This is a genomic window from Sphingobacterium detergens, from assembly GCF_003610355.1.
GTDB lineage: Bacteria > Bacteroidota > Bacteroidia > Sphingobacteriales > Sphingobacteriaceae > Sphingobacterium > Sphingobacterium detergens.
The window spans coordinates 92,808-115,379 of record NZ_RAPY01000009.1 but is presented as its reverse complement, the minus strand read 5'-3'; the positions used below and the strand labels follow the sequence as shown (position 1 = coordinate 115,379).

Annotated in this window: 20 protein-coding genes; 16 read left to right on the top strand and 4 right to left on the bottom strand. The window is 39.0% G+C overall.

Annotated elements, in window-relative coordinates; translation table 11 throughout:
• Window positions 1–401: 401 nt before the first annotated feature.
• From rplS to DFQ12_RS27765, 5 genes are all read left to right on the top strand, one after another.
• A complete protein-coding gene (gene rplS / locus DFQ12_RS27785) occupies window positions 402–749 on the top strand; it encodes a 50S ribosomal protein L19 (RefSeq protein WP_077437627.1) in 348 nt (115 codons plus the stop codon).
• Window positions 750–1,090: 341 nt separating this feature from the next.
• A complete protein-coding gene (locus DFQ12_RS27780; RefSeq protein WP_120262269.1) occupies window positions 1,091–2,176 on the top strand; it encodes a carbohydrate-binding family 9-like protein in 1,086 nt (361 codons plus the stop codon).
• Between the two features lie 124 nt (window positions 2,177–2,300).
• The gene (locus tag DFQ12_RS27775) at window positions 2,301–3,911 is read left to right on the top strand and encodes a CTP synthase (RefSeq protein ID WP_120262268.1); all 1,611 of its coding nucleotides are present in this window, start codon (window positions 2,301–2,303) and stop codon (window positions 3,909–3,911) included.
• Window positions 3,912–3,950: 39 nt separating this feature from the next.
• On the top strand, window positions 3,951–5,774 hold the full coding sequence (gene yidC, locus DFQ12_RS27770) for a membrane protein insertase YidC (protein WP_120262267.1): 1,824 nt from the start codon (window positions 3,951–3,953) through the stop codon (window positions 5,772–5,774).
• Between the two features lie 121 nt (window positions 5,775–5,895).
• Window positions 5,896–6,678, top strand: coding sequence for an META domain-containing protein (locus tag DFQ12_RS27765; RefSeq protein ID WP_120262266.1), 783 nt, complete (start codon window positions 5,896–5,898; stop codon window positions 6,676–6,678).
• 94 nt (window positions 6,679–6,772) lie between these two features.
• Here the strand turns inward: DFQ12_RS27765 and DFQ12_RS27760 are convergent, their stop codons facing one another.
• Window positions 6,773–8,122, bottom strand: a complete 1,350-nt coding sequence (locus tag DFQ12_RS27760; RefSeq protein ID WP_208642641.1) for an acyl-CoA dehydrogenase family protein — start codon at window positions 8,120–8,122, stop codon at window positions 6,773–6,775.
• A 343-nt stretch (window positions 8,123–8,465) separates the two neighbouring features.
• On the opposite strand from DFQ12_RS27760, the gene DFQ12_RS27755 reads away from it, so the two are divergent.
• The 4 genes from DFQ12_RS27755 (at window position 8,466) to DFQ12_RS27740 (ending at window position 11,165) form a co-directional block, all read left to right on the top strand.
• Window positions 8,466–8,687 (top strand): PG1828 family lipoprotein, encoded by a 222-nt coding sequence (locus tag DFQ12_RS27755; protein ID WP_120262265.1) that lies wholly within the window; start codon window positions 8,466–8,468, stop codon window positions 8,685–8,687.
• Window positions 8,688–8,838: 151 nt separating this feature from the next.
• Window positions 8,839–9,060, top strand: coding sequence for a PG1828 family lipoprotein (locus tag DFQ12_RS27750; RefSeq protein WP_120262264.1), 222 nt, complete (start codon window positions 8,839–8,841; stop codon window positions 9,058–9,060).
• 128 nt (window positions 9,061–9,188) lie between these two features.
• Window positions 9,189–10,538, top strand: coding sequence for an adenylosuccinate lyase (gene purB, locus DFQ12_RS27745; protein ID WP_120262263.1), 1,350 nt, complete (start codon window positions 9,189–9,191; stop codon window positions 10,536–10,538).
• Window positions 10,539–10,610: 72 nt separating this feature from the next.
• Complete coding sequence (locus tag DFQ12_RS27740) at window positions 10,611–11,165, top strand: NifU family protein (protein ID WP_120262262.1); 555 nt, start codon at window positions 10,611–10,613, stop codon at window positions 11,163–11,165.
• 132 nt (window positions 11,166–11,297) lie between these two features.
• Here DFQ12_RS27740 and DFQ12_RS27735 read toward each other — a convergent pair whose 3' ends face one another.
• The gene (locus tag DFQ12_RS27735) at window positions 11,298–13,721 is read right to left on the bottom strand and encodes a glycoside hydrolase family 3 N-terminal domain-containing protein (protein ID WP_120262261.1); all 2,424 of its coding nucleotides are present in this window, start codon (window positions 13,719–13,721) and stop codon (window positions 11,298–11,300) included.
• A gap of 223 nt (window positions 13,722–13,944) precedes the next feature.
• Between DFQ12_RS27735 and DFQ12_RS27730 the strand changes: the two genes are divergently transcribed.
• From DFQ12_RS27730 to DFQ12_RS27700, 7 genes are all read left to right on the top strand, one after another.
• A complete protein-coding gene (locus DFQ12_RS27730; RefSeq protein WP_077437637.1) occupies window positions 13,945–14,793 on the top strand; it encodes a transketolase in 849 nt (282 codons plus the stop codon).
• Window positions 14,794–14,795: 2 nt separating this feature from the next.
• Window positions 14,796–15,749, top strand: a complete 954-nt coding sequence (locus DFQ12_RS27725) for a transketolase family protein (RefSeq protein WP_120262260.1) — start codon at window positions 14,796–14,798, stop codon at window positions 15,747–15,749.
• Window positions 15,750–15,770: 21 nt separating this feature from the next.
• The gene (locus DFQ12_RS27720) at window positions 15,771–16,316 is read left to right on the top strand and encodes an RNA polymerase sigma factor (protein WP_077437639.1); all 546 of its coding nucleotides are present in this window, start codon (window positions 15,771–15,773) and stop codon (window positions 16,314–16,316) included.
• A 33-nt stretch (window positions 16,317–16,349) separates the two neighbouring features.
• Window positions 16,350–17,408, top strand: a complete 1,059-nt coding sequence (locus tag DFQ12_RS27715) for a hypothetical protein (RefSeq protein WP_120262259.1) — start codon at window positions 16,350–16,352, stop codon at window positions 17,406–17,408.
• Window positions 17,408–17,827 carry a hypothetical protein gene (locus tag DFQ12_RS27710; RefSeq protein ID WP_223581086.1) on the top strand — a complete coding sequence of 140 codons (420 nt, stop codon included), beginning with the start codon at window positions 17,408–17,410 and terminating at the stop codon, window positions 17,825–17,827. The genes DFQ12_RS27715 and DFQ12_RS27710 overlap by 1 nt, the downstream gene beginning before the upstream one ends.
• Before the next feature lie 61 nt (window positions 17,828–17,888).
• Window positions 17,889–19,076, top strand: coding sequence for an aspartate aminotransferase family protein (locus DFQ12_RS27705; RefSeq protein ID WP_120262258.1), 1,188 nt, complete (start codon window positions 17,889–17,891; stop codon window positions 19,074–19,076).
• 34 nt (window positions 19,077–19,110) lie between these two features.
• Window positions 19,111–19,872, top strand: a complete 762-nt coding sequence (locus DFQ12_RS27700) for an SGNH/GDSL hydrolase family protein (RefSeq protein ID WP_120262257.1) — start codon at window positions 19,111–19,113, stop codon at window positions 19,870–19,872.
• 142 nt (window positions 19,873–20,014) lie between these two features.
• Here the strand turns inward: DFQ12_RS27700 and DFQ12_RS27695 are convergent, their stop codons facing one another.
• On the bottom strand, window positions 20,015–21,211 hold the full coding sequence (locus DFQ12_RS27695; RefSeq protein ID WP_120262256.1) for an MFS transporter: 1,197 nt from the start codon (window positions 21,209–21,211) through the stop codon (window positions 20,015–20,017).
• A 60-nt stretch (window positions 21,212–21,271) separates the two neighbouring features.
• Window positions 21,272–22,459: a class I SAM-dependent rRNA methyltransferase gene (locus DFQ12_RS27690; protein ID WP_120262255.1), complete on the bottom strand. Its 1,188-nt coding sequence runs from the start codon at window positions 22,457–22,459 to the stop codon at window positions 21,272–21,274.
• Window positions 22,460–22,572 lie beyond the last annotated feature (113 nt).

Here is a 22,572-nt window from a genome sequence, read left to right as displayed (position 1 = left end):
TCGAACCTACGACCTCCACATCCCAAATGTGGCGCGATACCGGGCTACGCTACACCCCGAAAAGGTATCACCTTTGTTTTGTGTGGCACAAATATCGAATCAATTTTTCAATTTATCAAGACCTAAACTCATTTTTCACACTAAACCACTGATTAATTGTACAATATTTTTATCAGTTACATTTTAAATCCCCATTATCAGGGTCAAAAACGCGGTCAATTGGTACTATATAGGAATATTTAAAATAACTTTAGATTATCCATTTCATTTTCATATCTTTGCATCCGATTTGACTGTCGGTAGATAGTTTTTTCAAAAAGTATTTTCATATTCAAAAAATAAGTCGTAATATTGCATTCCGATTTTTACAGGATATAAATCGTTAATAATTACTCGAAATCATGGATTTAGTAAAATTTGTAGAAGAACAAGCGGTAGTAAGAAATGAAATTCCCGCTTTCAAAGCCGGAGATACCATCAGCGTTCATTATAAAATTCGCGAAGGAAATAAAGAGCGTGTGCAGGTGTACCAAGGTGTAGTAATCCAATTAAACAGCGAAGGTGCTAACGCTACTTTTACCGTTCGTAAAATCTCTAACGGTGTAGGTGTTGAACGTATTTTCCCTGTAAACTCACCAAACATTGAAAAAATTGTAGTAAACAGCTACGGTAAAGTTCGTCGCGCTAAATTATTCTATTTACGTGGCCTTACTGGTAAAGCTGCTCGTATTAAATCGAAAAGAATCTAATTACGACTACCTCGGCATAAAAAAAGGCTTTGATGAAATTCAAAGCCTTTTTTTATTTTATATCCCTTCCGCCACTTCCTTTCCCCAGCACAAATACGTTCTCGCCCCCATCACTTGAATAGGAATACCAGAACCCGTGTAATAAAATTAAGACAATTGAACCTCATTTCTCAAAAAGAATCGCACCTCTTTGTCTAGCTAAAACATTTTACTTACTTTTAGCGCTGCCAATCTCTCCCGTGTAAAGATCAGCGGGAGTCTAAAACTTTATATAAACAGTGCAAGGATTGCCATTGCACTCATAGAAATCTCTTGGCGGCTAATAGACATACAATATTTTGATGAAAACTGTTTTTTTTATACTTGCTCTTACTTTACAGACGACAACCATTTTTGCGCAGCGAAATGTAGGTGATTTTCTCCAACTACAGTCTAAGCCCGAGACTTACTATGTCCAAAAAGCTCAAACTCCCATCAAAATTGATGGTAAAGATGACGAAATATCCTGGGAAAAAGCACCATGGACAAACGCATTCAAAGATATCGAAGGTACGAGTAAACCTACCCCATCATTTGACACTCGTGTTAAAATGCTTTGGGACAATGAAAACCTCTACCTCTTTGCTAAATTGGAAGAACCTCATATCAATGGCTATCTCAGACAGAAAGACACCATTATTTATCATGACAATGATTTTGAAGTATTTTTAAAACCCAATCTCCAATCTCCGGAATATATTGAAATTGAAGTCAATGCACTGAACACCATCATGGACCTTCTGATGACCAAACCTTATCGTTTTGGTGGAAAAGCTAATTTAAACTGGGATACCAAGGATATCCAGAGTGCTGTATACCATGCTGGAACAATAAATAATCAAACCGATAAAGACAATTTTTGGACCGTCGAAATGAAGATTCCCGTCAAAAGTCTAAAATACTTTGGTGAAGGAAATCAAATCAAGGCAAATGAAGTGTGGAAGATAAATTTCTCCCGCGTACAATGGCACTATGATGTCAATGAAAAAGGTTATAGCAAAAGAAAGGATAATACAGGTAAGCCACTTGCGGAAGAAAACTGGGTATGGTCGCCCATCGGTCTGATCAACATGCATTATCCCGAACGATGGGGACATATCAAATTTGTAGATCAGGATAGTAAACATTCCATGGATGATCAATTTTTGGCCTTAGAAAAAACAGCTTGGAATATCTTTTACCTGCAACAGATTTACGGGAACACGAATAAGCGCTATGCAACATCTCTTGATGAATTGAGCAAATTATATCCTGAAATCATTACTATTAGCAAGCATTATCAACTTGTCTTTTCCAATGCAAATAAGTTCTATCGCATTGAGATTAAGTCAAAATCGCAGCCCAATTTAAAGGCTACAATCGATAATCAGGGCAACATCTATTTTTAATTTATTCATTCAGTCGATCTTCAATTATAATATTGAATAAAAATTTGCTATCTTTGTATCCCGTACATAGAGCAACTATTATTGGTCGTTTTGACCACATAAAATTGAAAATCCTTTAATTGTTATGACTAAATATATTTTTGTTACGGGCGGCGTTACTTCGTCGTTAGGGAAAGGTATTATTGCAGCCTCCCTTGCTAAACTTCTCCAGGCACGTGGCTACAAAGTGACCATTCAAAAATTCGATCCTTACATTAACATTGACCCAGGAACATTGAATCCGTATGAGCATGGTGAATGTTATGTTACTGAAGATGGAGCGGAAACGGACCTTGATCTGGGCCACTACGAGCGTTTCTTGAACGTCCCTACCTCACAAGCGAATAATGTAACAACTGGTCGTATCTACCAACACGTTATCCAACAAGAGCGTGAAGGTGCGTATTTAGGAAAAACAGTTCAGGTAATTCCACATATCACCGATGAGATCAAACGCCGTATGCAGCTTTTGGGTGAATCAAATGAATATGATATTATTATCACCGAACTTGGCGGAACTGTAGGCGATATCGAATCCCTTCCATTCGTTGAGGCTGTAAGGCAATTGCGTTGGGAACTGGGAGCAAATAACTCATTGGTTATCCACTTAACTTTAGTTCCTTATTTGGCCGCAGCCGGTGAACTTAAAACCAAACCTACACAGCACTCTGTCAAAACGTTGCTGGAATATGGTGTACAGCCGGATATCTTAGTATGCCGTACAGAGCACAAATTATCACAGGAAATCCGTAAAAAATTAGCACAGTTTTGTAACGTTAACATCAATGCTGTTGTTGAATCAATCGATGCCTCGACAATCTATGATGTTCCTTTACTTATGTTGAAAGAGAATCTGGATAAAACGGCGTTAACGAAACTAAAACTTTCCAACAAAAACGAACCGGATCTAGAAAACTGGAAAAACTTCCTCGGCAAGCTCAAAAACCCAACAAGTGAGGTTTGCATCGCTTTAGTTGGAAAATATGTTGAACTTCCAGACGCATATAAGTCCATTATCGAAGGTTTTATACATGCTGGAGCAACAAACGAATGCAAAGTGAAGGTAAGCTATATTGCTGCTGAAAGTGTTACAAAAGAGAATGTTGCTGAAAAACTAAAAGGCATGGATGGTGTGTTAGTTGCCCCTGGATTCGGTGAACGTGGTCTGGACGGAAAATTAAATGCAATTAAATATGTGCGTGAAAACAATGTTCCTTTCTTTGGTATCTGTTTAGGTATGCAGTGTTCCGTCATCGAATTCGGAAGAAATGTATTGGGGTTGAAAGATGCCAATAGTTTCGAAATGGATGCGAATACCAGCAACCCAGTCATCAATCTGATGGAAGAACAAAAAAATATCACAAATATGGGTGGTACTATGCGTTTAGGGGCTTACGATTGTGAAATTAAAAAAGGTACTAAAGCCTTTGCAATTTATGGAAAAACAAAAATTTCCGAAAGACACCGTCACCGTTATGAATTTAACAATGACTATTTAAAACAATATGAAGCAGCAGGAATGATCGCTTCGGGATTCAATCCGGAGACTGGATTAGTTGAAATTGTCGAATTGAAAAACCATCCTTTTTTCGTTGCCGGACAATTTCATCCAGAATTAAAGTCAACTGTTGCAAATCCTCACCCACTTTTTGTTAGCTTTGTAGCCGCTGCTTTGGCCAACAAGAAATCAAAGTAGTATTAGAAGGATAAAATTAATTAAGTTTAATTATTAAAGATGGATAGAAATACCCTAATTGGTTTGGTCCTGATGTTTGCCATCATCACTGGTTCATTTTACCTGATGAAGCCTTCAGAATCAGAAATCAAACAAGAACAAGCGCGACAAGAGGCGAAAGCTCAGGCTGCAAAAGGACTGCCTGTAACAAGTGACTCTATCGCGAAAGCAAAAACAGCGCAAACAGCAGTGATTGCAGATTCAGCTGAACTGAAAAAACCTTTTGGTGCGTCAAAATTTGGAACTGAAAAAATCATTACCCTTGAAAATGATGCTATCATTGCCAAAATCAGCACAAAAGGTGGTAAAGTGAAATCGGTCGAATTAAAAGGCGAAAAGAATTTCAATGGAAAACCTTTGATGCTTTTCGAAGGTGAGGACAATAAGTTTGGTTTCCAGTTCAATGCTGCGGGACAAAACATCTCCACCAACGATTTATTCTTTAACACAGAATCTTCTGATATCCAAGTTTCGGGTGAAGGTAAACAATCGGTAAAATTCAAATTGAATTATAGTGCCGATCAATATATTGAATATGTATATTCTATCGCCGGAAAAGGTTACAACGTAGCTCTGGATGTCAATACAAAAGGTATTCAAAACCTGATCCCACAGAGTCAAAAAACATTGACATTGAACTGGAATACTGTTCTGAGACAAAAAGAGCAGAATATTGAATCTGAAAGACAAAAATCTACCCTATATTACCAAGAAGATAATAAAGTAGACCATTTATCTGAATCGAAGGACGATGATGAAGCTCTGGAAAAGAAAGTGCAATGGATTGCTTTCAAACAACATTATTTTTCAAATATCCTAAATGCTAAAAATGGATTCGTTAATGCGAAAATCGATGTGAAGCATGCAACGGAAGGTGATGTGGTGAAATTTTACAACACCAATGCTGAATTGGCTTTTGACAACCATAAAGACAACAATTATTCGTTGAATTTCTTTTTCGGACCAAACCAATACAATGTATTGAAAGCAGAGGGAAATGATTACCAATCCATTATCAATATGGGTTGGGGACCTATGCGCTGGATCAATCAATGGATCACTGTGCCTGCATTTAACTTCTTGGATGGTTTCCATATGAGCTATGGTATTGTCATCTTGTTACTTACTTTATTGTTAAAACTGGTCCTTTCGCCAATGACTTACAAGTCATATGTATCTATGGCTAAAATGCGGGTGTTAAAACCGCAGTTGGATGAGATCAAAGCGAAAGTCGGTGAAGACAATCAGATGTTGATGCAACAGGAGCAGATGAAGCTGTATAAACAGGTCGGAGTGAATCCACTAGGAGGCTGTCTACCTCTTGTGCTGCAAATGCCATTTACAATTGCTTTCTTCTATTTCTTTCCAAATTTATTTGAATTGAGAGGACAGAGCTTCTTGTTTATGAAAGATATGTCAACCTATGATACCTTGTTTACATTTGCACCTATTTTTGGATCATTCAACCACATCTCTTTGATGTGTATCTTGATGACCCTGACAACATTGTTGACCACTTGGTATAACAATGCGACTTCGGGCGCAACTGGTCAAATGAAATACATGGGTTATATTATGCCTTTGATTTTCTTCTTTGTCCTAAACAGTTTCCCTGCAGGTCTGAACTATTACTATTTCCTAAGTGCGTTGTTTACATTCTTGACGCAATTGGTTATTCGTACAATGGTAAATGATGATAAAATCTTAGCTAAACTGGAAGAAAATAAAAAGAATCCAAAAGTTGAGAAAAAATCAAGCTTCCAGTCTAAAATGGAAGAAATGATGCGTGCTCAACAACAAGCTCAACAAAACAAAAATAAATAGTATTATTTATATAACTGATAAAGAAGGCTTCCCAAGAGGAAGCCTTCTTTTGTTAATAGCCTTTTGTAGCAATTTGTAAAACCAAACGTTAGAAATGATGTTTTATATAAAAATTTAAAAGATGAGATTTAGAAACATTGTGGTATTGATGATGGCTGTTCTTGCTTTGGCGAGCTGTTCAGCATTAAAAAAGAATTCAGGCAAACCGGATTCGGATAATGCATCCGCTACCATTATTGGAAAAAAATGGCAATTAATTGAAATCGGTGGAAAGGCTGTTTCCGGACAGGTCAACGGTCGGGTTCCTTTTCTCAAACTGGAAGAAAAAAGTTATAGCGCCAATGGTGGTTGCAACGGAATAGGTGGCGAACTGACCTTTTCAACCAATGGAAAAATTAAGTTTGCACAAGGGATGTCAACGATGATGGCCTGCCCTGACATGTCGATTGAACAAGCTTTATCTAAGGCATTAATCACAGCGGACAACTACAGCCTAAGTAATGGTATTCTAAGTTTAAATAAAACAAAGATGGCTCCTTTGGCAAAATTTAAGTTAATGGAGGAAAAGCAAAATTTAAGCGGAACTTGGGAGCTTGATTACATCTCTGGACCACGTATCGCTTTTGAGGGCCTGTATCCCAATCGCAAACCAACGATAACATTTAACATACAGGATGGAAAGATAAATGGTAACAGCAGTTGCAACAATTACAATGCTACATTTAAGACGAACGATCACCAAATTAGCTTTGGCCCTATCATGTCTACGAAAATGGCCTGCGAAGGCAATGGTGAAGCAACCTTCTTTTCCACATTAGAAAAAATAAACACCTATGATATCAATGAAAATACACTGACCTTTATCATGGGCGATATTGCCATGATGAGATTTCAGCGCAAGTAAAACATAAAAAAGGATAGAGTTTTGGGATTACCAAAACCCTATCCTTTTTCTATATCGATTATTATCTGTACTAAATTAATTTCGGACACAAGCTTTAGACAAAAGCACTAAATCCTGTGATACTTCTTCCAACAATCAAAGAATTGATTTCCTTAGTACCTTCATAAGAATAAATCGCCTCAGCATCTGCAAGGAATCTAGCGACATTATACTCCAGCAAGATACCATTTCCGCCCATGACTTCCCTCGCCTTGGACACAATATCTCTTGTCCGTAAAGAACAAAACACTTTTGCCAGTGAAGCATGTTCATCCCTTAGTTGTCCAGCATCTTGCAGTTCAGATAATCGAAAGACTAGCGTTTGCATTGCCGTTAGATTCGATAGCATTTCAACCAAATGATTTTGAATCAACTGAAATGATGCAATAGGCTTGCCGAACTGTTTTCTTTTGCGTGTATAATCCAAGGCATTTTCATAGGCTCCTCGTGCGCAGCCCACAGCCATCCATGCAACCCCCGCTCTCGTCATTTGAAGGACTTTACCTGTATCTTTGAAAGAATTCGCATTTTGCAAACGATCTGTTTCGGGGATGATACAGTTGTCTAATGTAATCAATCCATTTTGCACAATCCGCAAGGCCATTTTATCTTTGATCTTTTCAACCGAGAACCCAGGATTATCTTTACGCACAATAAAACCTTTTACTTCTCCATCATCAAGATCCCTGGCCCAGACTATTGTAATATCAGAAAAGGTGGAGTTTCCGATCCATTTCTTCTGACCATTTAAAACCCAGCCTTCAGCAGTCTTCTTACAGGTGGTTGTCAATCCGCCTGCTGCTCCCGAACCAACTTCCGGTTCGGTTAGACCAAAAGCACCGATCACCTCCATCTTTTGCATCCTTGGCAACCATTCCTGTTTTTGTTCTTCCGACCCACAGATATAAATCGACCCCATGGCTAAACCACTCTGTACACCAAAGAAAGTAGCAACGGATGCATCTACCCGAGCAATCTCTGCAGCAATGATACCTTCCATCAACGAACTTCCCCCCATACATCCGTACCCCTCGTAAGTATATCCACATATATTTAAAGCGGCTAACTTGGGTACTATTTCAAAAGGGAATTCATCTCTTAACCAATATTTATTGACGATAGGCTTCACTTCGACCTCCATAAACTCACGTACCTTCAACTGGAGTTCGCGATCTGACCCATTCAATTTGCTGTCCATATCATAGAAATCCCCATTGATAGGTGGTAATTCCTTTTTTTCTTTCCCTGGATTTAGCATTTTCATTAAACCATGAAGCTGTTTATCATCCATTTTCGAGACCGCATCCATGACTGCACCTAGGTCTACTTTTTTCGAGATTTCCTCTAATTTGCCAAAGTCAATTGATTTTGCCAAATCCATTATATTCTTAACTTTATCAAACATAATCGCAATTTCTTTTTTACAGGGTTTCCTCTTAAAATAATAAAAATATTTGAAAATTGTTTGTGTAGCCCACGATACACCAATCAATTCAAGCCTGTTTTCCCCTGACTATAGCTATCTAAACAGTTTTATCTATCAAATCGTTTGTGCCTATTTTTAATTTCTTCTATTAAATGGACCATCTTTCTCAATAAAATGGAAACAAATAAAAAAAATAAATAGCTGATTTTAAGCACCTTATATACAATTAAAAAAAATGTATTTTTTTTGGGTTACCTTTTGGGGTTCCGTGTATTAAGAGATGAAAAAGAAAATATTTCAATTTAAATTAGAAAATTAGAAAATGAAAAACGCATTAAAATTCGGTTTCTTAGGTTTAGCTTTAACTGTAGCTTTCGCATCTTGTAACAACACTGAGAAAAAAGCTGAAGGTGCTACTGATTCAGCATCTGCTTTAGTTGATTCTGCTGCTAACACTTTGGATTCAGCTGCTAATAAAATTGATTCAGCTGCTCAAAAAGTTGATTCAGCTGCTTCAAAAGTTGATACTGCTGCTAAAAAATAATTTTAGAAGCTGAATAACGCATTTGGAGAGGCTTTTCGCAAGAGAAGCCTCTCTTTTTTTAAAAAATATTGGGCAGCAGGGTTACCTTTTCAATTTACCTGTATTAAGTCTTAAATAACAAGATTTAGAAATTACTTTTAATTTTAATAAAATGAAAAACGCATTCAAATTAGGTTTCTTAGGATTGGCTTTAACTGTAGCCTTCGCTTCATGTGGTGAAACTGGTAAAAAATCAACTGATGCAGTTGATTCAGCATCTGCTTTAGTTGATTCTGCTGCTAACACGTTGGATTCAGCTGCTAACAAAATTGATTCAGCTGCTCAAAAAGTTGATTCAGCTGCTTCTAAAGTTGATACTGCTGCTAAAAAATAATTCTTCGAAACAGAATTTCAACCAGTATAGAAATGCCTCCTCAATAGGGAGGCATTTTTTTATATCTCACCCAATTAAATTGCTAAGCTCCAAGCATTTTTTTACCTTTGCCAAAAATCATTCAATCTATGGCTTTATCATCCTTAACAGCAGTCACGCCTATTGACGGACGCTATTACAATAACACCAATGAACTTTCGGCTTTTTTCTCCGAATTTGCTTTAATAAAATATCGAGTTCGTGTTGAAGTTGAATATTTTATCGCATTAAGTGAATCGGGTATCGCTCAATTGCAGCATTTTGACAACACATTGAACGAAAAATTGCGAGATATCTACCGTAACTTTTCCGAAGAAGATGCAATCTGGATCAAAAACACTGAAAAAGTTACCAATCATGATGTTAAAGCCGTTGAATATTTTTTAAAAGATCAATTTGAAAAACTAGGACTACAGGATCATCTTGAATTTATTCACTTTGGTCTGACTTCTCAGGACATCAACAACACCGCTATCCCTCTTTCATGGAAAGAGGCAATCAAAGAAAGTTATACACCGATCATTGAAGAATTGCTGCATGAGCTAAAGTCTTTGGCAACCTCTTGGTCGGCCATTCCAATGCTTGCCCGTACACACGGACAACCAGCATCTCCAACTCGTCTAGGTAAAGAACTCTATGTCTTTATCGAGCGTATCGAACGTCAGTTACAACTTTTACATACCGTACCTTATTCAGCTAAGTTTGGTGGGGCAACAGGTAATTTCAATGCTCATCACGTGGCCTATCCAGAGACCAACTGGATTGCCTTCGGTAATAATTTCGTTAATAATATTCTAGGATTGGATCGTTCACAAACCACGACCCAAATTGAACATTATGACAACTTTGCGGCAAGTTGTGATGCATTAAAACGAATCAATAACATCATCATTGACTTATGCCGTGATGTATGGACTTACATCTCCATGGAATACTTTAAGCAGAAAATCACTGCTGGTCAGATCGGATCTTCTGCAATGCCACACAAAGTCAATCCTATTGATTTTGAAAACGCAGAAGGAAATTTAGGGATTGCCAATGCGATATTCGAACATTTAGCCGCTAAATTACCTATTTCACGTCTTCAAAGGGATCTTACAGATTCGACTGTATTACGTAATATCGGCGTTCCATTTGCACATACCCTAATTGCTTTCAAATCGACATTGCGAGGTTTACGTAAGTTGATCTTAAATGAACAGGCGCTTGCGAATGATCTTGAAAATAACTGGGCAGTTGTTGCTGAAGCGTTACAAACGATCTTGCGCAGAGAAGGCTATCCAAAACCTTACGAAGCATTAAAAGATCTAACACGTACCAATACGCATGTGACCAAAGAGACCATTGCAACGTTTGTAGATAATCTCAACGTATCTGAAGAGGTAAAAGCGGAATTAAAGGCAATCAGCCCTTCTAATTACACAGGTGTCACTTTATAAGCTTTGACTTATAGATGACCTTAACAACGCTTGTTTTGATCTATCTTTGTTTGGAATAAAAATAAAATTTAAATGGCTACTATCAACGTATATACAGAATCTACTCCCAATCCTTCAACTATGAAGTTTTTGGTCAATAAGTTATTGATCAATGGTAGTGTGGATTTCCCAAATAAAGAAGCTGCACAAGATTCACCTTTCGCGCTGGAATTATTCAAATTCAATTTCGTAAACGGTGTATTTTTTGCAAGCAATTTTGTTACCATTACCAAAACAGAAGATGCGGAATGGGAAGATATCGAAGCCTTATTGAAAGACTTCGTAAAAGGTGCTGTAGAATCTGAGCTTGCGGTGAAAGCTGTGCATCATGATACGGAAGTAAACTTTGAAGGAACAGAAACAGAAGTGAAAATACAACAAGTATTACATGATTATGTAAGACCTGCTGTTGAACAAGATGGTGGTGCTATTCATTACAAATCTTTCAACGAAGGTATCGTAACTGTTGAGCTAAAAGGCTCTTGTAGTGGCTGCCCTTCATCAACGATCACCTTAAAAGCTGGTATCGAAGGTTTATTGAAGCGTATGGTCCCAGGTGTGACAGAAGTTGTTGCTGAAGCAATGTAATCATAGATAACATAAGAATTTTTAAAAGGATTCAGCAAAATTTCATATTGCTGAATCCTTTTTTTATAGCTAATTGTATCTAGTATGCCCTAATAAGGGATATATTTTTTGCACAAACAGGCGCTGTGAACATCACTCTTTAGTCGCATCGAATGAATCTTTCAATGGTAGATTAGCAGATGAATTTCCAATAAAGATTTCAAATTTCCCCGGCTCTACAGTCCATTTATTGTATTGATCCAACAACTCAAGGTGCGCCGGTAAAATTGAAAACTGGACAGACTTTTTCTCACCGGGATTCAATTCGATTTTTTCGAAACCACGCAGATCCATCTCGTAAGTTGTTACAGAAGAAACAACATCCTTGATATAAAGTTGAACGACCTCTGCTCCTTTTCTTTTTCCGATATTCTGTACATCCACTGTAACTGTCAGCGAGTCTGTCGGTCGAATTTGCTTTTTATTCAGACGCAAATTTGAAAATTGAAAATCAGTATAACTTAAGCCATAGCCAAAAGGATAAAGAAATCCAACAACCCGACTATTTCCCCAGCCATTGGGACCAACACCGGGTTGTCCCGCTTGTGCCGCAGGCTTGGTCGGGAAATTCATTTCGATCTGTCCAACAGATTTAGGAAATGAAATCGGAAGCTTTCCGCTCGGATTATACTCACCAAATAACATATCTGCTACAACGTGTCCAGATTGACCACTTAGAAACCAAGTTTCGACAATAGCAGGCAAGTATTTATTTTCCCAATTGACAGACAATGGACGTCCATTAACGAGTACCAGAACGATAGGTTTTCCTGTTTCTTTTAACTTCATTAGGTAATCACGTTGTTTACCTGGTAGATTGAGATCTGAGCGAGACCGGCTTTCTCCAACTTCACGTTCCGATTCTCCCATGACAGCAATAATCAAATCAGACTCCTTCCCTAGGCGTACACCTTCGGACATGCTTTCGATTTCCTCTTTAGACAGATTTGTTGGGATAATTTCACTTTCGGGCCAGTTCTTATCGACAACATCCACCCCTTTCGAGTAGTTTACTTGGACTGCTTTCCCTTTAGCATATTCGATAATGCCATCTTTAATGGTTGTAATTGGATTATTGGATGGCCCATAACGACTTGTTGTATAATTTGTTGCTTCGGCCATAGGGCCCGTCACCAAAATCCGCTTATACTTATTGACATCTATCGGTAATAGCTGCTGCTCATTCTTAAGCAAAACAATGGATTCTCTATTCACTTGTAGGGAAATATCCTCATCTGCCTGTGTATGGATTTTCTTGTCCGCCAATGTTGTGTTGTCGACAAGCGGATGATCAAATAATCCTAACTTAAACTTGACAGTCAATACTTCCCGAACACGTTGATCCAATATGTTCATATCAAGTCCGCCTTCGTTGATAAGTTCCATCAACGGTGTCAGGTATGTACTCGGCGGATCGAAATTCGTCCGGACATTGAGTCCTCCCGCTAAGGCTTGCCGTATTGCATCTTTATAGTCTACAGCAACATGATGTTTACTGTTGATAAACTCCAGCGCCTCACTATCCGAAACGATATATCCTTCAAATCCATAATCCTTCCGTAGCAAATCTTGCAGAAAATATTTACTTGACGAGACCGGTACACCATCATAGTCATTGTAACTACTCATAATACCCATTGGTTTGGCCTCTTTGACAACCCGTCTAAATGGATATAAATGAAGTTCATGCATTTCACGAAAACCAACGTGTGGATCTGTCCTTGCATTTCCATCTCGCCCTCCCTTAGGTACTGAATAGACGGCATAATGTTTCAATGTTGACGCAACACCATTTTGCTGAATACCCAAGACAGCCTGTTTACCCATTTCTGCGATATGAAAGGGATTTTCACCATAAGTTTCCACAACACGTCCCCATCTTGGATCTCGGGAGACATCTAGAATCGGGGCATAGACATTGGTATATCCTAAATATTTCGCTTCTCGCCCCACTATTTCACCTGCACCCCGCACCAATTTGGTATTCCAGGTGCTTCCAATATTAATCGGAGCCGGTAGTGGCGTCGCCCGATCATGGTTGAGACCGTGTATTCCCTCATTAGTAAAATCAACTGGAATACCTAGCCGGGTATGTTCGATAAACCACTTTTGTACATTATTCAATGCAACAGCATGACGGCTGAAGGGATAAGAAAAAGAGCTTTTTGCCGACTTATTATAGGCAAGACTATTTAACATCTCGTCTATGTTGGCTAATCCATGTTTCCAAATCTCATTGTCCCAGGCAGCCGTAGGTTGTTCATCCTTCAATACTCTTCCATAACCATAGAGTGTAACGGTTTGATTGGCCTTTTCCTGCGTCGTCATCTGGCTCAACAGGTCCTCCACTCGACTTACTACGGATTGTTTGGGATCTTCATAGATATCCTTTTTACCATTTTTGTTGAAGTCAATCCAATCTTTATGGTAAACGGGTTTATCCTGAGCAAAAGAATAGAAGTGTAGTACGGAAAATGTCGCAACAAACAGAAAACGTTTAGATTGATTAGGCATCATCTTGAAAATTGTGGGTTTTATAATTAAAAGCAAGGTACAAAAAAAGTTAACATGAAAAGGTCTAAAATTGAAATGGTATCCGTTCGCAAGCTAAGGACCTATTTAACCAAATAGCTATGCGTATCACCATAAAGCCCATACTAAATAAAGAAATTCACTTTTTAACAAGCATCTAGCTTAAAAATAGTTAACTTTACGACCAATTGTGAAACCAACAAAAAAAATGAGTGCAGATATTAACAAACTAGAACAAATTGCATCACAAGTAAGACGTGATATCGTACGTATGGTACACGCTTGTCAATCAGGACACCCAGGTGGTTCTTTAGGTTGTACAGATTACTTTGTGGCGCTTTATTTCAATGCAATGAAACGTAATCCTTCCTTTGATATGGACGGAAAAGGAGAGGATTTATTCTTCTTGTCAAACGGACACATTTCACCTGTATTTTACAGTACATTGGCACATGCGGGTTATTTTGAAGCAAGCGAATTGGCAACATTCAGAAAAATCAACTCCAGACTACAGGGTCACCCAACGACACACGAAGGTCTTCCAGGCATCCGCATTGCGTCAGGATCTTTGGGTCAGGGATTATCCGTTGCTATCGGTGCCGCACAGGCAAAAAGATTGAATAAAGACAATAATCTAGTTTATGTATTAATGGGTGATGGTGAATTGCAGGAAGGCCAGGTTTGGGAAGCTGCAATGTATGCACCACACAACAAGATTGACAACTTGATTGCGACTGTTGATTACAATAATGCACAGATAGACGGATCGACAGATCAGGTACTATCATTAGGTGATCTTCGCGCAAAATGGGAAGCTTTTGGCTGGGATGTGATGGAAGTGACTAAAGGAAATGATATGGCTTCAGTAGTTGCAGGCTTAGAAGAAGCAAAATCACGTACCGGAAAAGGTAAACCAGTGGTTATCTTATTGCACACAGAGATGGGAAAAGGTGTTGATTTCATGATGGGTTCTCATAAATGGCACGGTGTTGCTCCAAATGACGAACAATTGGCGTCGGCATTGAATCAACTTACTGAAACTTTAGGAGATTACTAGAAATGAAAAAATATACTTACACAGAGTCAAAAGATACACGTTCAGGTTTTGGTGCTGGCTTATTGGAAGCTGGAAAACAAAATGAAAATGTAGTAGCATTATGTGCTGATTTGATCGGTTCATTGAAAATGAACGATTTTATCAAAGAATTCCCAGAACGCTTTTTCCAAATCGGTATTGCTGAAGCAAACATGATGGGCATCGCGGCTGGACTTACTATTGGTGGTAAAGTTCCTTTCACAGGTACTTTCGCCAACTTCTCTACAGGTCGTGTTTATGACCAAATCCGTCAATCTATCGCGTACTCAGGTAAAAATGTAAAAATTGCTGCTTCTCATGCAGGATTAACCTTGGGTGAAGATGGTGCTACACACCAAATTTTGGAAGACATTGGATTGATGAAAATGTTACCTGGAATGACTGTAATCAACCCTTGTGACTTCAACCAAACAAAAGCGGCGACTATTGCGGCAGCGAAATTTGAAGGTCCGGTTTATTTACGTTTTGGTCGTCCGGTAGTTCCTAACTTTACTCCGGCTGATCAAGAATTTGTCATCGGAAAGGCCATCTTATTGAATGAAGGTACAGATGTGACCATCATCGCTACAGGTCACTTGGTATGGGAAGCCATACAAGCGGGTGAAAAATTAGCAGAATTGGGTATCAACGCCGAAATCATCAATATCCATACGATCAAACCGTTGGACGAAGAAGCGATCTTGAAATCAGTTGCTAAAACGAAATGTGTCGTGACTGCTGAGGAGCACAACCGTCTTGGTGGATTGGGCGACAGCGTTGCACAGGTATTAGCCAAAGAATTGCCGAGCCCGCAAGAATATGTAGCGGTCAACGATAGTTTTGGTGAATCAGGTACTCCAGCTCAACTCATGGAAAAATACGGTTTGAACGCTGACGCTATCATTGCTGCGGCTCAGAAAGTAATTAAAAGAAAATAACAAAACTACACAGGTCAATATATGGATGACGCTTTAATTATAGCAAAATTCGCCGAAGAAAGTACGCGAGAAGAAGCTTTCCGTTTATTGTTGAAAAAATATCAGCAAAAGATTTATTGGCATGTGCGGAGAATGGTAATCGATCACGATGATGCAGATGATGTCGTTCAGGATATTTTTGTCAAAGTATGGAAGAACCTTGGGAACTTCCGTGAAGACTCACAATTGTATACCTGGCTATATCGCATTGCAACAAACGAATGTATTACATTCTTAAATAAAAAAAAGCAAAAGCAGAACGTGTCGTTGGATGACGACACGACTGCTTACTTAGCAGAAACACTTGCTGATGGCAATTATTTTAATGGTGACAAAGCTCAAATGAAATTGCAACAAGCTTTATTAACATTGCCAGAGAAACAGAAATTAGTTTTCAATATGAAATATTTTGAAGACATGAAATATGAAGAGATTTCTGATGTACTCGGTACAAGTGTTGGTGCATTAAAAGCATCTTACCATTTGGCAGTAAAAAAAATAGAGGCTTTTTTTAACAACCACGATTAAACCTTTTAGCGAAATTCGGTTCTAACAAATACTATGAAGGAAAATAGCACATATCATGATGGGCTGGAATCTAATCATCTTCCAGAATCATTGCGTGAAAATCCTTTTGGCGTGCCTGAAAATTATTTCAGTGATTTAGAATCTAAAATAATAGCGCAAGTCAAATGGATAGCATGCAAAGATGAACCTGTATTTGAGGTTCCTGATGGATACTTTGATTCGCTCCCTGATGTTGTGCTGAGCAAAATAGCAGCTGACTCCCTCAAAGCGCAAGTCGCTGGAGATGGCTTCGCTATACCTGAACAGTATTCAGATAAACTAACAGAAAATATATTTCATCGAATTTCGGAAGAAAACTTAAAAGAAAAAATCCAATCGGATGGTTTCGATCTTCCTGTAAATTATCATGCAGATCTTGAAGATGCTATTTTCGTTCGCATTGCGGAAGCAGAATTGAAGGAAGTTATCTCAACGGATGGTTTCGATCTTCCTGTAAATTATCATGCGGATCTTGGAGAAACTATTTTCGCTCGTATTGCGGAAGCAGAATTGAAGGAAGTTATTTCAACGGATGGTTTCGACCTTCCTGTAGACTATCATGCGGATCTTGAAGAAACTATTTTCGCTCGTGTTGCAGAAGAAAAATTAAAAGATACGGTTCCTGTCACAGGTTTTGACCTGCCACCACATTATTTTGATACGCTTTCAGACAAAATTATCGGTGCTATTCAGGATATAAAAGAAGAAAGAGATTCAACTCCGATCCGTCGCTTAGGAAAGCAAAAAAAATGGTATACTCGATATGCTGTAGCAGCTTCGTTTACAGCCATGTTAGGTCTAGGTGGGTATTGGGGTTATCAATTCCAGCAGCAAAATACGATCGCACAAGATAATGTAGCCGAGGAACAGCTCAGTCAACATTTATCTGAAATACCCAAGCAGGAAATTATTAATTACCTTTCGGCTTCGGCTTCAGGTGATGACATAATATATATGTCCCAATATACGGATGAAACAAATCTTCCAACGAAAGGATTTGGCACTAACATATCTAAACAAGAGATAGAAGATTATCTAAACTATACCTTATAATGATGTTCAACAAAAAAAACATATGGATAACATTGTTCTTTAGTATATTTTCTATTGCCTTGGGCTTTGCGCAAGACAAAAATCGATTTCAAGCTATTGAAAATGAAAAGATAGCTTATATTACTAAGGAACTAGATTTAACACCCAAAGAAGCACAGCAATTCTTTCCACTCTATAATGAATATAGCCAAACATTATGGGATATCCGGAAAGAAAAACTAAATGGAGCCCCTAAAAACAGTTTTAGAGGTGGATCGAGGGATGTATTGCAATATGATGCCAAAGAAGTACAAATAAAAAAGGAGTACCGCGCAAAATTTGCCAAGGTGATAGGCAACGCCCGGGCTTCACAATTCTTTGAAGTAGAACAGGAATTTAGGGAACATCTCTATAAATCTTTACAAAATAGAGGGAGATAATCCCGAAAATAAAAAAGAAGTCTTGAAGACTTCTTTTTTATTTTCGGACATTTGTAAAATCATGTTAAACAATAGAGAATTATTTTTAATGAACACCGCTCAGACCTCTAGCTCACCTAGATTGGTTGAAGTGGTTAAGGCCGAGGGTGTCTACCTTTATGGGCCAAATGGGGAAGAATATATGGATCTTGTCTCCGGTTTTAATGTGAGTAATATCGGACATCGTCACCCCAAGGTACTCGAAGCAATAAAGGCTCAGCTCGACCAATATTTACATGTCACCGTTTATGGTGAATTTGTACAAGCTCCCCAAGTCCAGTTTGCGACAGAACTACTGGCGGAATTACCTTCAAATTTTCAATCGGTATATCTGACCAACAGTGGTGCAGAAGCTGTCGAAGGGTCTATGAAAATAGCCAAGAAATATACTGGGCGGAGACAGATTATCGCTGCAAAAAAGGCCTACCATGGAAGTACACAAGGTGCACTTAGCCTTATCGGGAACGATGAATACCGTCAGGCTTATGCCCCGCTCCTTCCAGAAATAGACTTTATTACGTTTAATGATCCGCAAGACTTAACGAAAATTACAACTGAAACAGCTGCCGTGATCCTAGAAGCCATTCAAGGGGAAGCTGGTGTCAGAGTTCCCGATGTGGCTTATATGCAAGCGGTAAGAAAACGTTGTGACGAAACTGGCACCTTGTTGATTTTCGATGAAATCCAGACTGGTTTTGGTCGTACAGGAAAACTGTTTGCCTTCGAACATTTCGGTATTGTACCTGATATTCTGATGTTGGCCAAAGGCATTGGTGGTGGTATGCCATTGGGCGCCTTCGTTGCCGCTAAAGAAGTAATGGATGTCATTAAAGACAACCCGATGTTGGGTCATATCACCACATTCGGAGGACATCCCGTGAGCTGTGCCGCCGCACGTGCATCACTCGCAGTAATCAAATCGGAAAAACTGGTTGAACAGGTAGCCCATAAGGCCAACTTATTTAGAGAAAAGCTCAACCATCCAGCAATTAAAGAAATCCGAGGTCAAGGCCTTATGATGTGCTTACAGTTGGACAACTTTGATCAGGTTTATAACGTCAGTAAATACTGCGCGGAACATGGTGTTATGATTGACTGGTATCTTCACTGTGAAACAGCACTTCGTGTGGCTCCACCACTGACCATTACGGATGCTGAAATTGAAAAAGCCTGTAACATCATTATAAAAGGTTTGGAAAAGTATGCTTAAAGTATGTAACTTTAAGCATAACAAAAACCTAATAATGAGCACAAACCGCAGATCATTTATCAAAAAAAGTATCATTGGCGCCGGTCTTTTGACTGGAGCCAATTTATTGGGCAACGAAGCTTATGCCTATGAGGGTAGTTTCAAATCTTCAAAAATAAGTTTGAATGACGAAGATATCATCCTATTTCAGGGGGATTCCATTACGGATGTAGGCCGCGATAGGAATAACAGAAATCCCAATGACACCAAGGCCCTAGGTCAGGGTTATGCCTTGTTGGCTGCAAGCGAATTATTGAATAAATATGCCGCAAAGAAACTGAAGGTTCATAATACTGGAATTAGTGGCAATCGTGTTCCCGACCTTCAAAAACGTTGGGCGGAGGATACATTGGCATTCAAACCAACTGTATTAAGTATCTTGATCGGCGTAAATGATTTTTGGCGAACGATAGACCGCGGAGCCAAAACGACTGTTGAAGAATATAAGTCGCAGTACCAGCAATTGTTGCAGGAGACATTACAAAAACTTCCAAATGTTAAACTGATTATTGGAGAACCTTTTGCTGTAAAAGGTGTAGGCCATATCACGGATGCTTGGTATCCCAAATTTTTAGCTTATCAGGAGACCGCACGTAATGTTGCAAAAGAGTTCAATGCGATACTCCTTCCTTATCAAAAAATCTTTGACAATGCCCAAAAGACTGCGCCAGGAGCCTATTGGGCAGCGGATGGTGTGCACCCTACCCTTGCTGGAGCGCAACTGATGGCAGCAGCCTGGATGGACTGTATCAAATAGTATAAAGAGAAAACTATACAAAAAGTAAAAGTACCTGAGAATTGATTAATCAAAAGAGGTTTTAAAGGGATACAAATAAAACTAAAGAAAAGCGGGAGTGTCCAAAAAAATTGGATACTCCCGCTTTTTAATATATCATATTCTAAATCTCTTTATAGGGTGTTTTCTGTAGATTAGGAAGAAAATAGGCGACGACACCGATTAAGGGTAAATACGAACATAGATGGTAAATAAATTCGATGGACGTATGATCCGCCTGCCATCCGAGTACCGCAGACCCGATTCCCCCCATGCCAAATGCAAATCCATAAAACAAACCGGAAACCATACCCAACTTCTTAGGCAATAACTCCTGCGCGTATACAATAATTGCAGGAAAGGCAGATGACAATATTAATCCGATGATCACAATCAGTATCCCCGTCATTGTGAGGCCAACATAGGGTAAGGCCAATGCGAAGGGGGCCACCCCTAAAACGGAAAACCAAATCACATATTTCCGTCCAAAACGATCTCCGAATGCTCCACCTAGCAAGGTCCCCACCGCAACGGCAATCAGAAAATAAAACAGGTACACCTGTGCTTCCACCTCATTGATCCCAAACTTTTTCATCGTGTAAAACTGAAAATAATTAGTAATACTTGCGATATAGAAATATTTGGAAACGATCAACAACAATAGGATAATGACAGTTGCAACAATACGTGAATTGGGAAGATCTGGAACACGAATATTCCTTTTTGTTGATCTCGAAACATTTGCAAGTCGACGCTTATACCAGGTGCCGATATAATAGGAAATAAACTGGCCAACAAGTGTAAATAAGCACATCCAGGCAACAGCTTGCTGTCCTCGAGGTAAGACCAGAAAAGCAACTATAATAGGTGCTAGAGCTGTCCCTGCATTCCCACCGATCTGAAAAATGGACTGTGCCATACTCCTTCTACCACCTGAAGCCATGTAAGCCACACGTGAAGACTCCGGATGGAAAATTGAGGAGCCAATCCCAACGAGAAAAACGGAGAACAATATCCATGCATAGCTATGTGCCTGGGAAAACAACAACATGCCCACAAGCGAAAAGGACATACCGATAATCTGTGAATATGGAACAGGATGTTTGTCCGTAAATGAGCCGACAACAGGTTGAAAAATTGAAGCGGCAATCTGATATACTAATGTAATCATCCCCACTTGAGAAAAACTCAGGTGATGCTCTTCTTTTAATAAAGGGTATGTGGCAGGAATTACAGCCTGAATAAGATCATTCAGCAAGTGCACCATACTCACGGCAAACAAAATAGAAAAAATAGGTCTAGTTTCTTTTTCTTTGATCATGATTTCGCTTTAAATTAAAAAGGTCGATTTATTCAAATCAACCTATATATCTGCATTTATTTATAATACACGTACCAACAGTCCTTTGAGGTATTCTCCTTCTGGAAAGGAGGCCCTAACAGGATGGTCTTCGGGTTGATGGAATTGTCGAATAAACTGTATCTCTTTACCAGCGTCCAATGCGGCCCAGGCAAGCACCTGTTTAAAAGTGTCCATATCCATTGCTCCGGAGCATGAAAATGTCGCCAATAACCCACCACTATTCAACAGCATTAAACCCCGACGATTTAAATCTTTATAAGCCCGCGACGCTCTTTCCAAAGCTGAACGGGAAGGTGCATACTTTGGAGGATCTAAGACGATCAAATCGAATTTTTCACCCTCATCTACAAACTTACGCAATTGCTTATTGACGTCAGACAAAATTGCTTTATGCCGACTTGGCTCAAACCCGTTTTCGGCTACATTTTTTTCAAGAGTTTCAATCGCCAACGCAGAGCTATCTACGGACACAACTTCACTTGCACCTGCTTTTAAGCTATTCAGTGTAAATCCACCAGAATAACAGAAACAATCCAATACCCTTTTATCAGCAACATACTGCGCTGTCAATAACCTATTCTCACGCTGGTCACAATAGAAACCTGACTTTTGCCCATCGATGATATTTACCTTATAATGAAGGCCATTTTCGATGACGTCCACAAATTCAGGTGGTACCTCGCCAGACAAAAGACCATTTGTGTCTGGTAGGCCCTCATGCTCACGAGATTTCAGATCACTACGTTCATAGATTCCAGTAGGATTTAACAGCGTATTTAACTCTGCAATAATGATATCTTTAACCTTTTCTACTCCTACAGAATGGACCTGAATAGAAATAAAATCAGCATACTTATCCACGATTAATCCCGGAAGAAAGTCTGCCTCGGCAAAAATCAAACGAACGGTATTGGTAATGCCTTCCTGCAGCAAATGTTGTCTAGCTGCCACCGCCTTTTGAATACGGGTGCGCCACCAATCCCCATCAATCTGAGCTTGCGGATTCCATTCCAGTAAGCGGATGGCCACCCGCGAACTATTGTGAAACAATCCGTACGCAATAAACTCACGCTCGGCATTGTAAACCCCTACAATTTCGCCATCTTCAATCTTATCGGACAATGATTTAATTGCTCCGGAAAATACCCAAGGATGCAATTGCCAGGCAGCTTTATCCTTACCCTTATTCAAATAAACTGATTTCATTACTGCAAAATTAACTTATTATTTCGACATCCAAATGAAACATACGATATAAATAGCATAAGCAACAAAAACAGTGAATACCTAAGCCATAATCGATAAAAGCTAGTTTATAA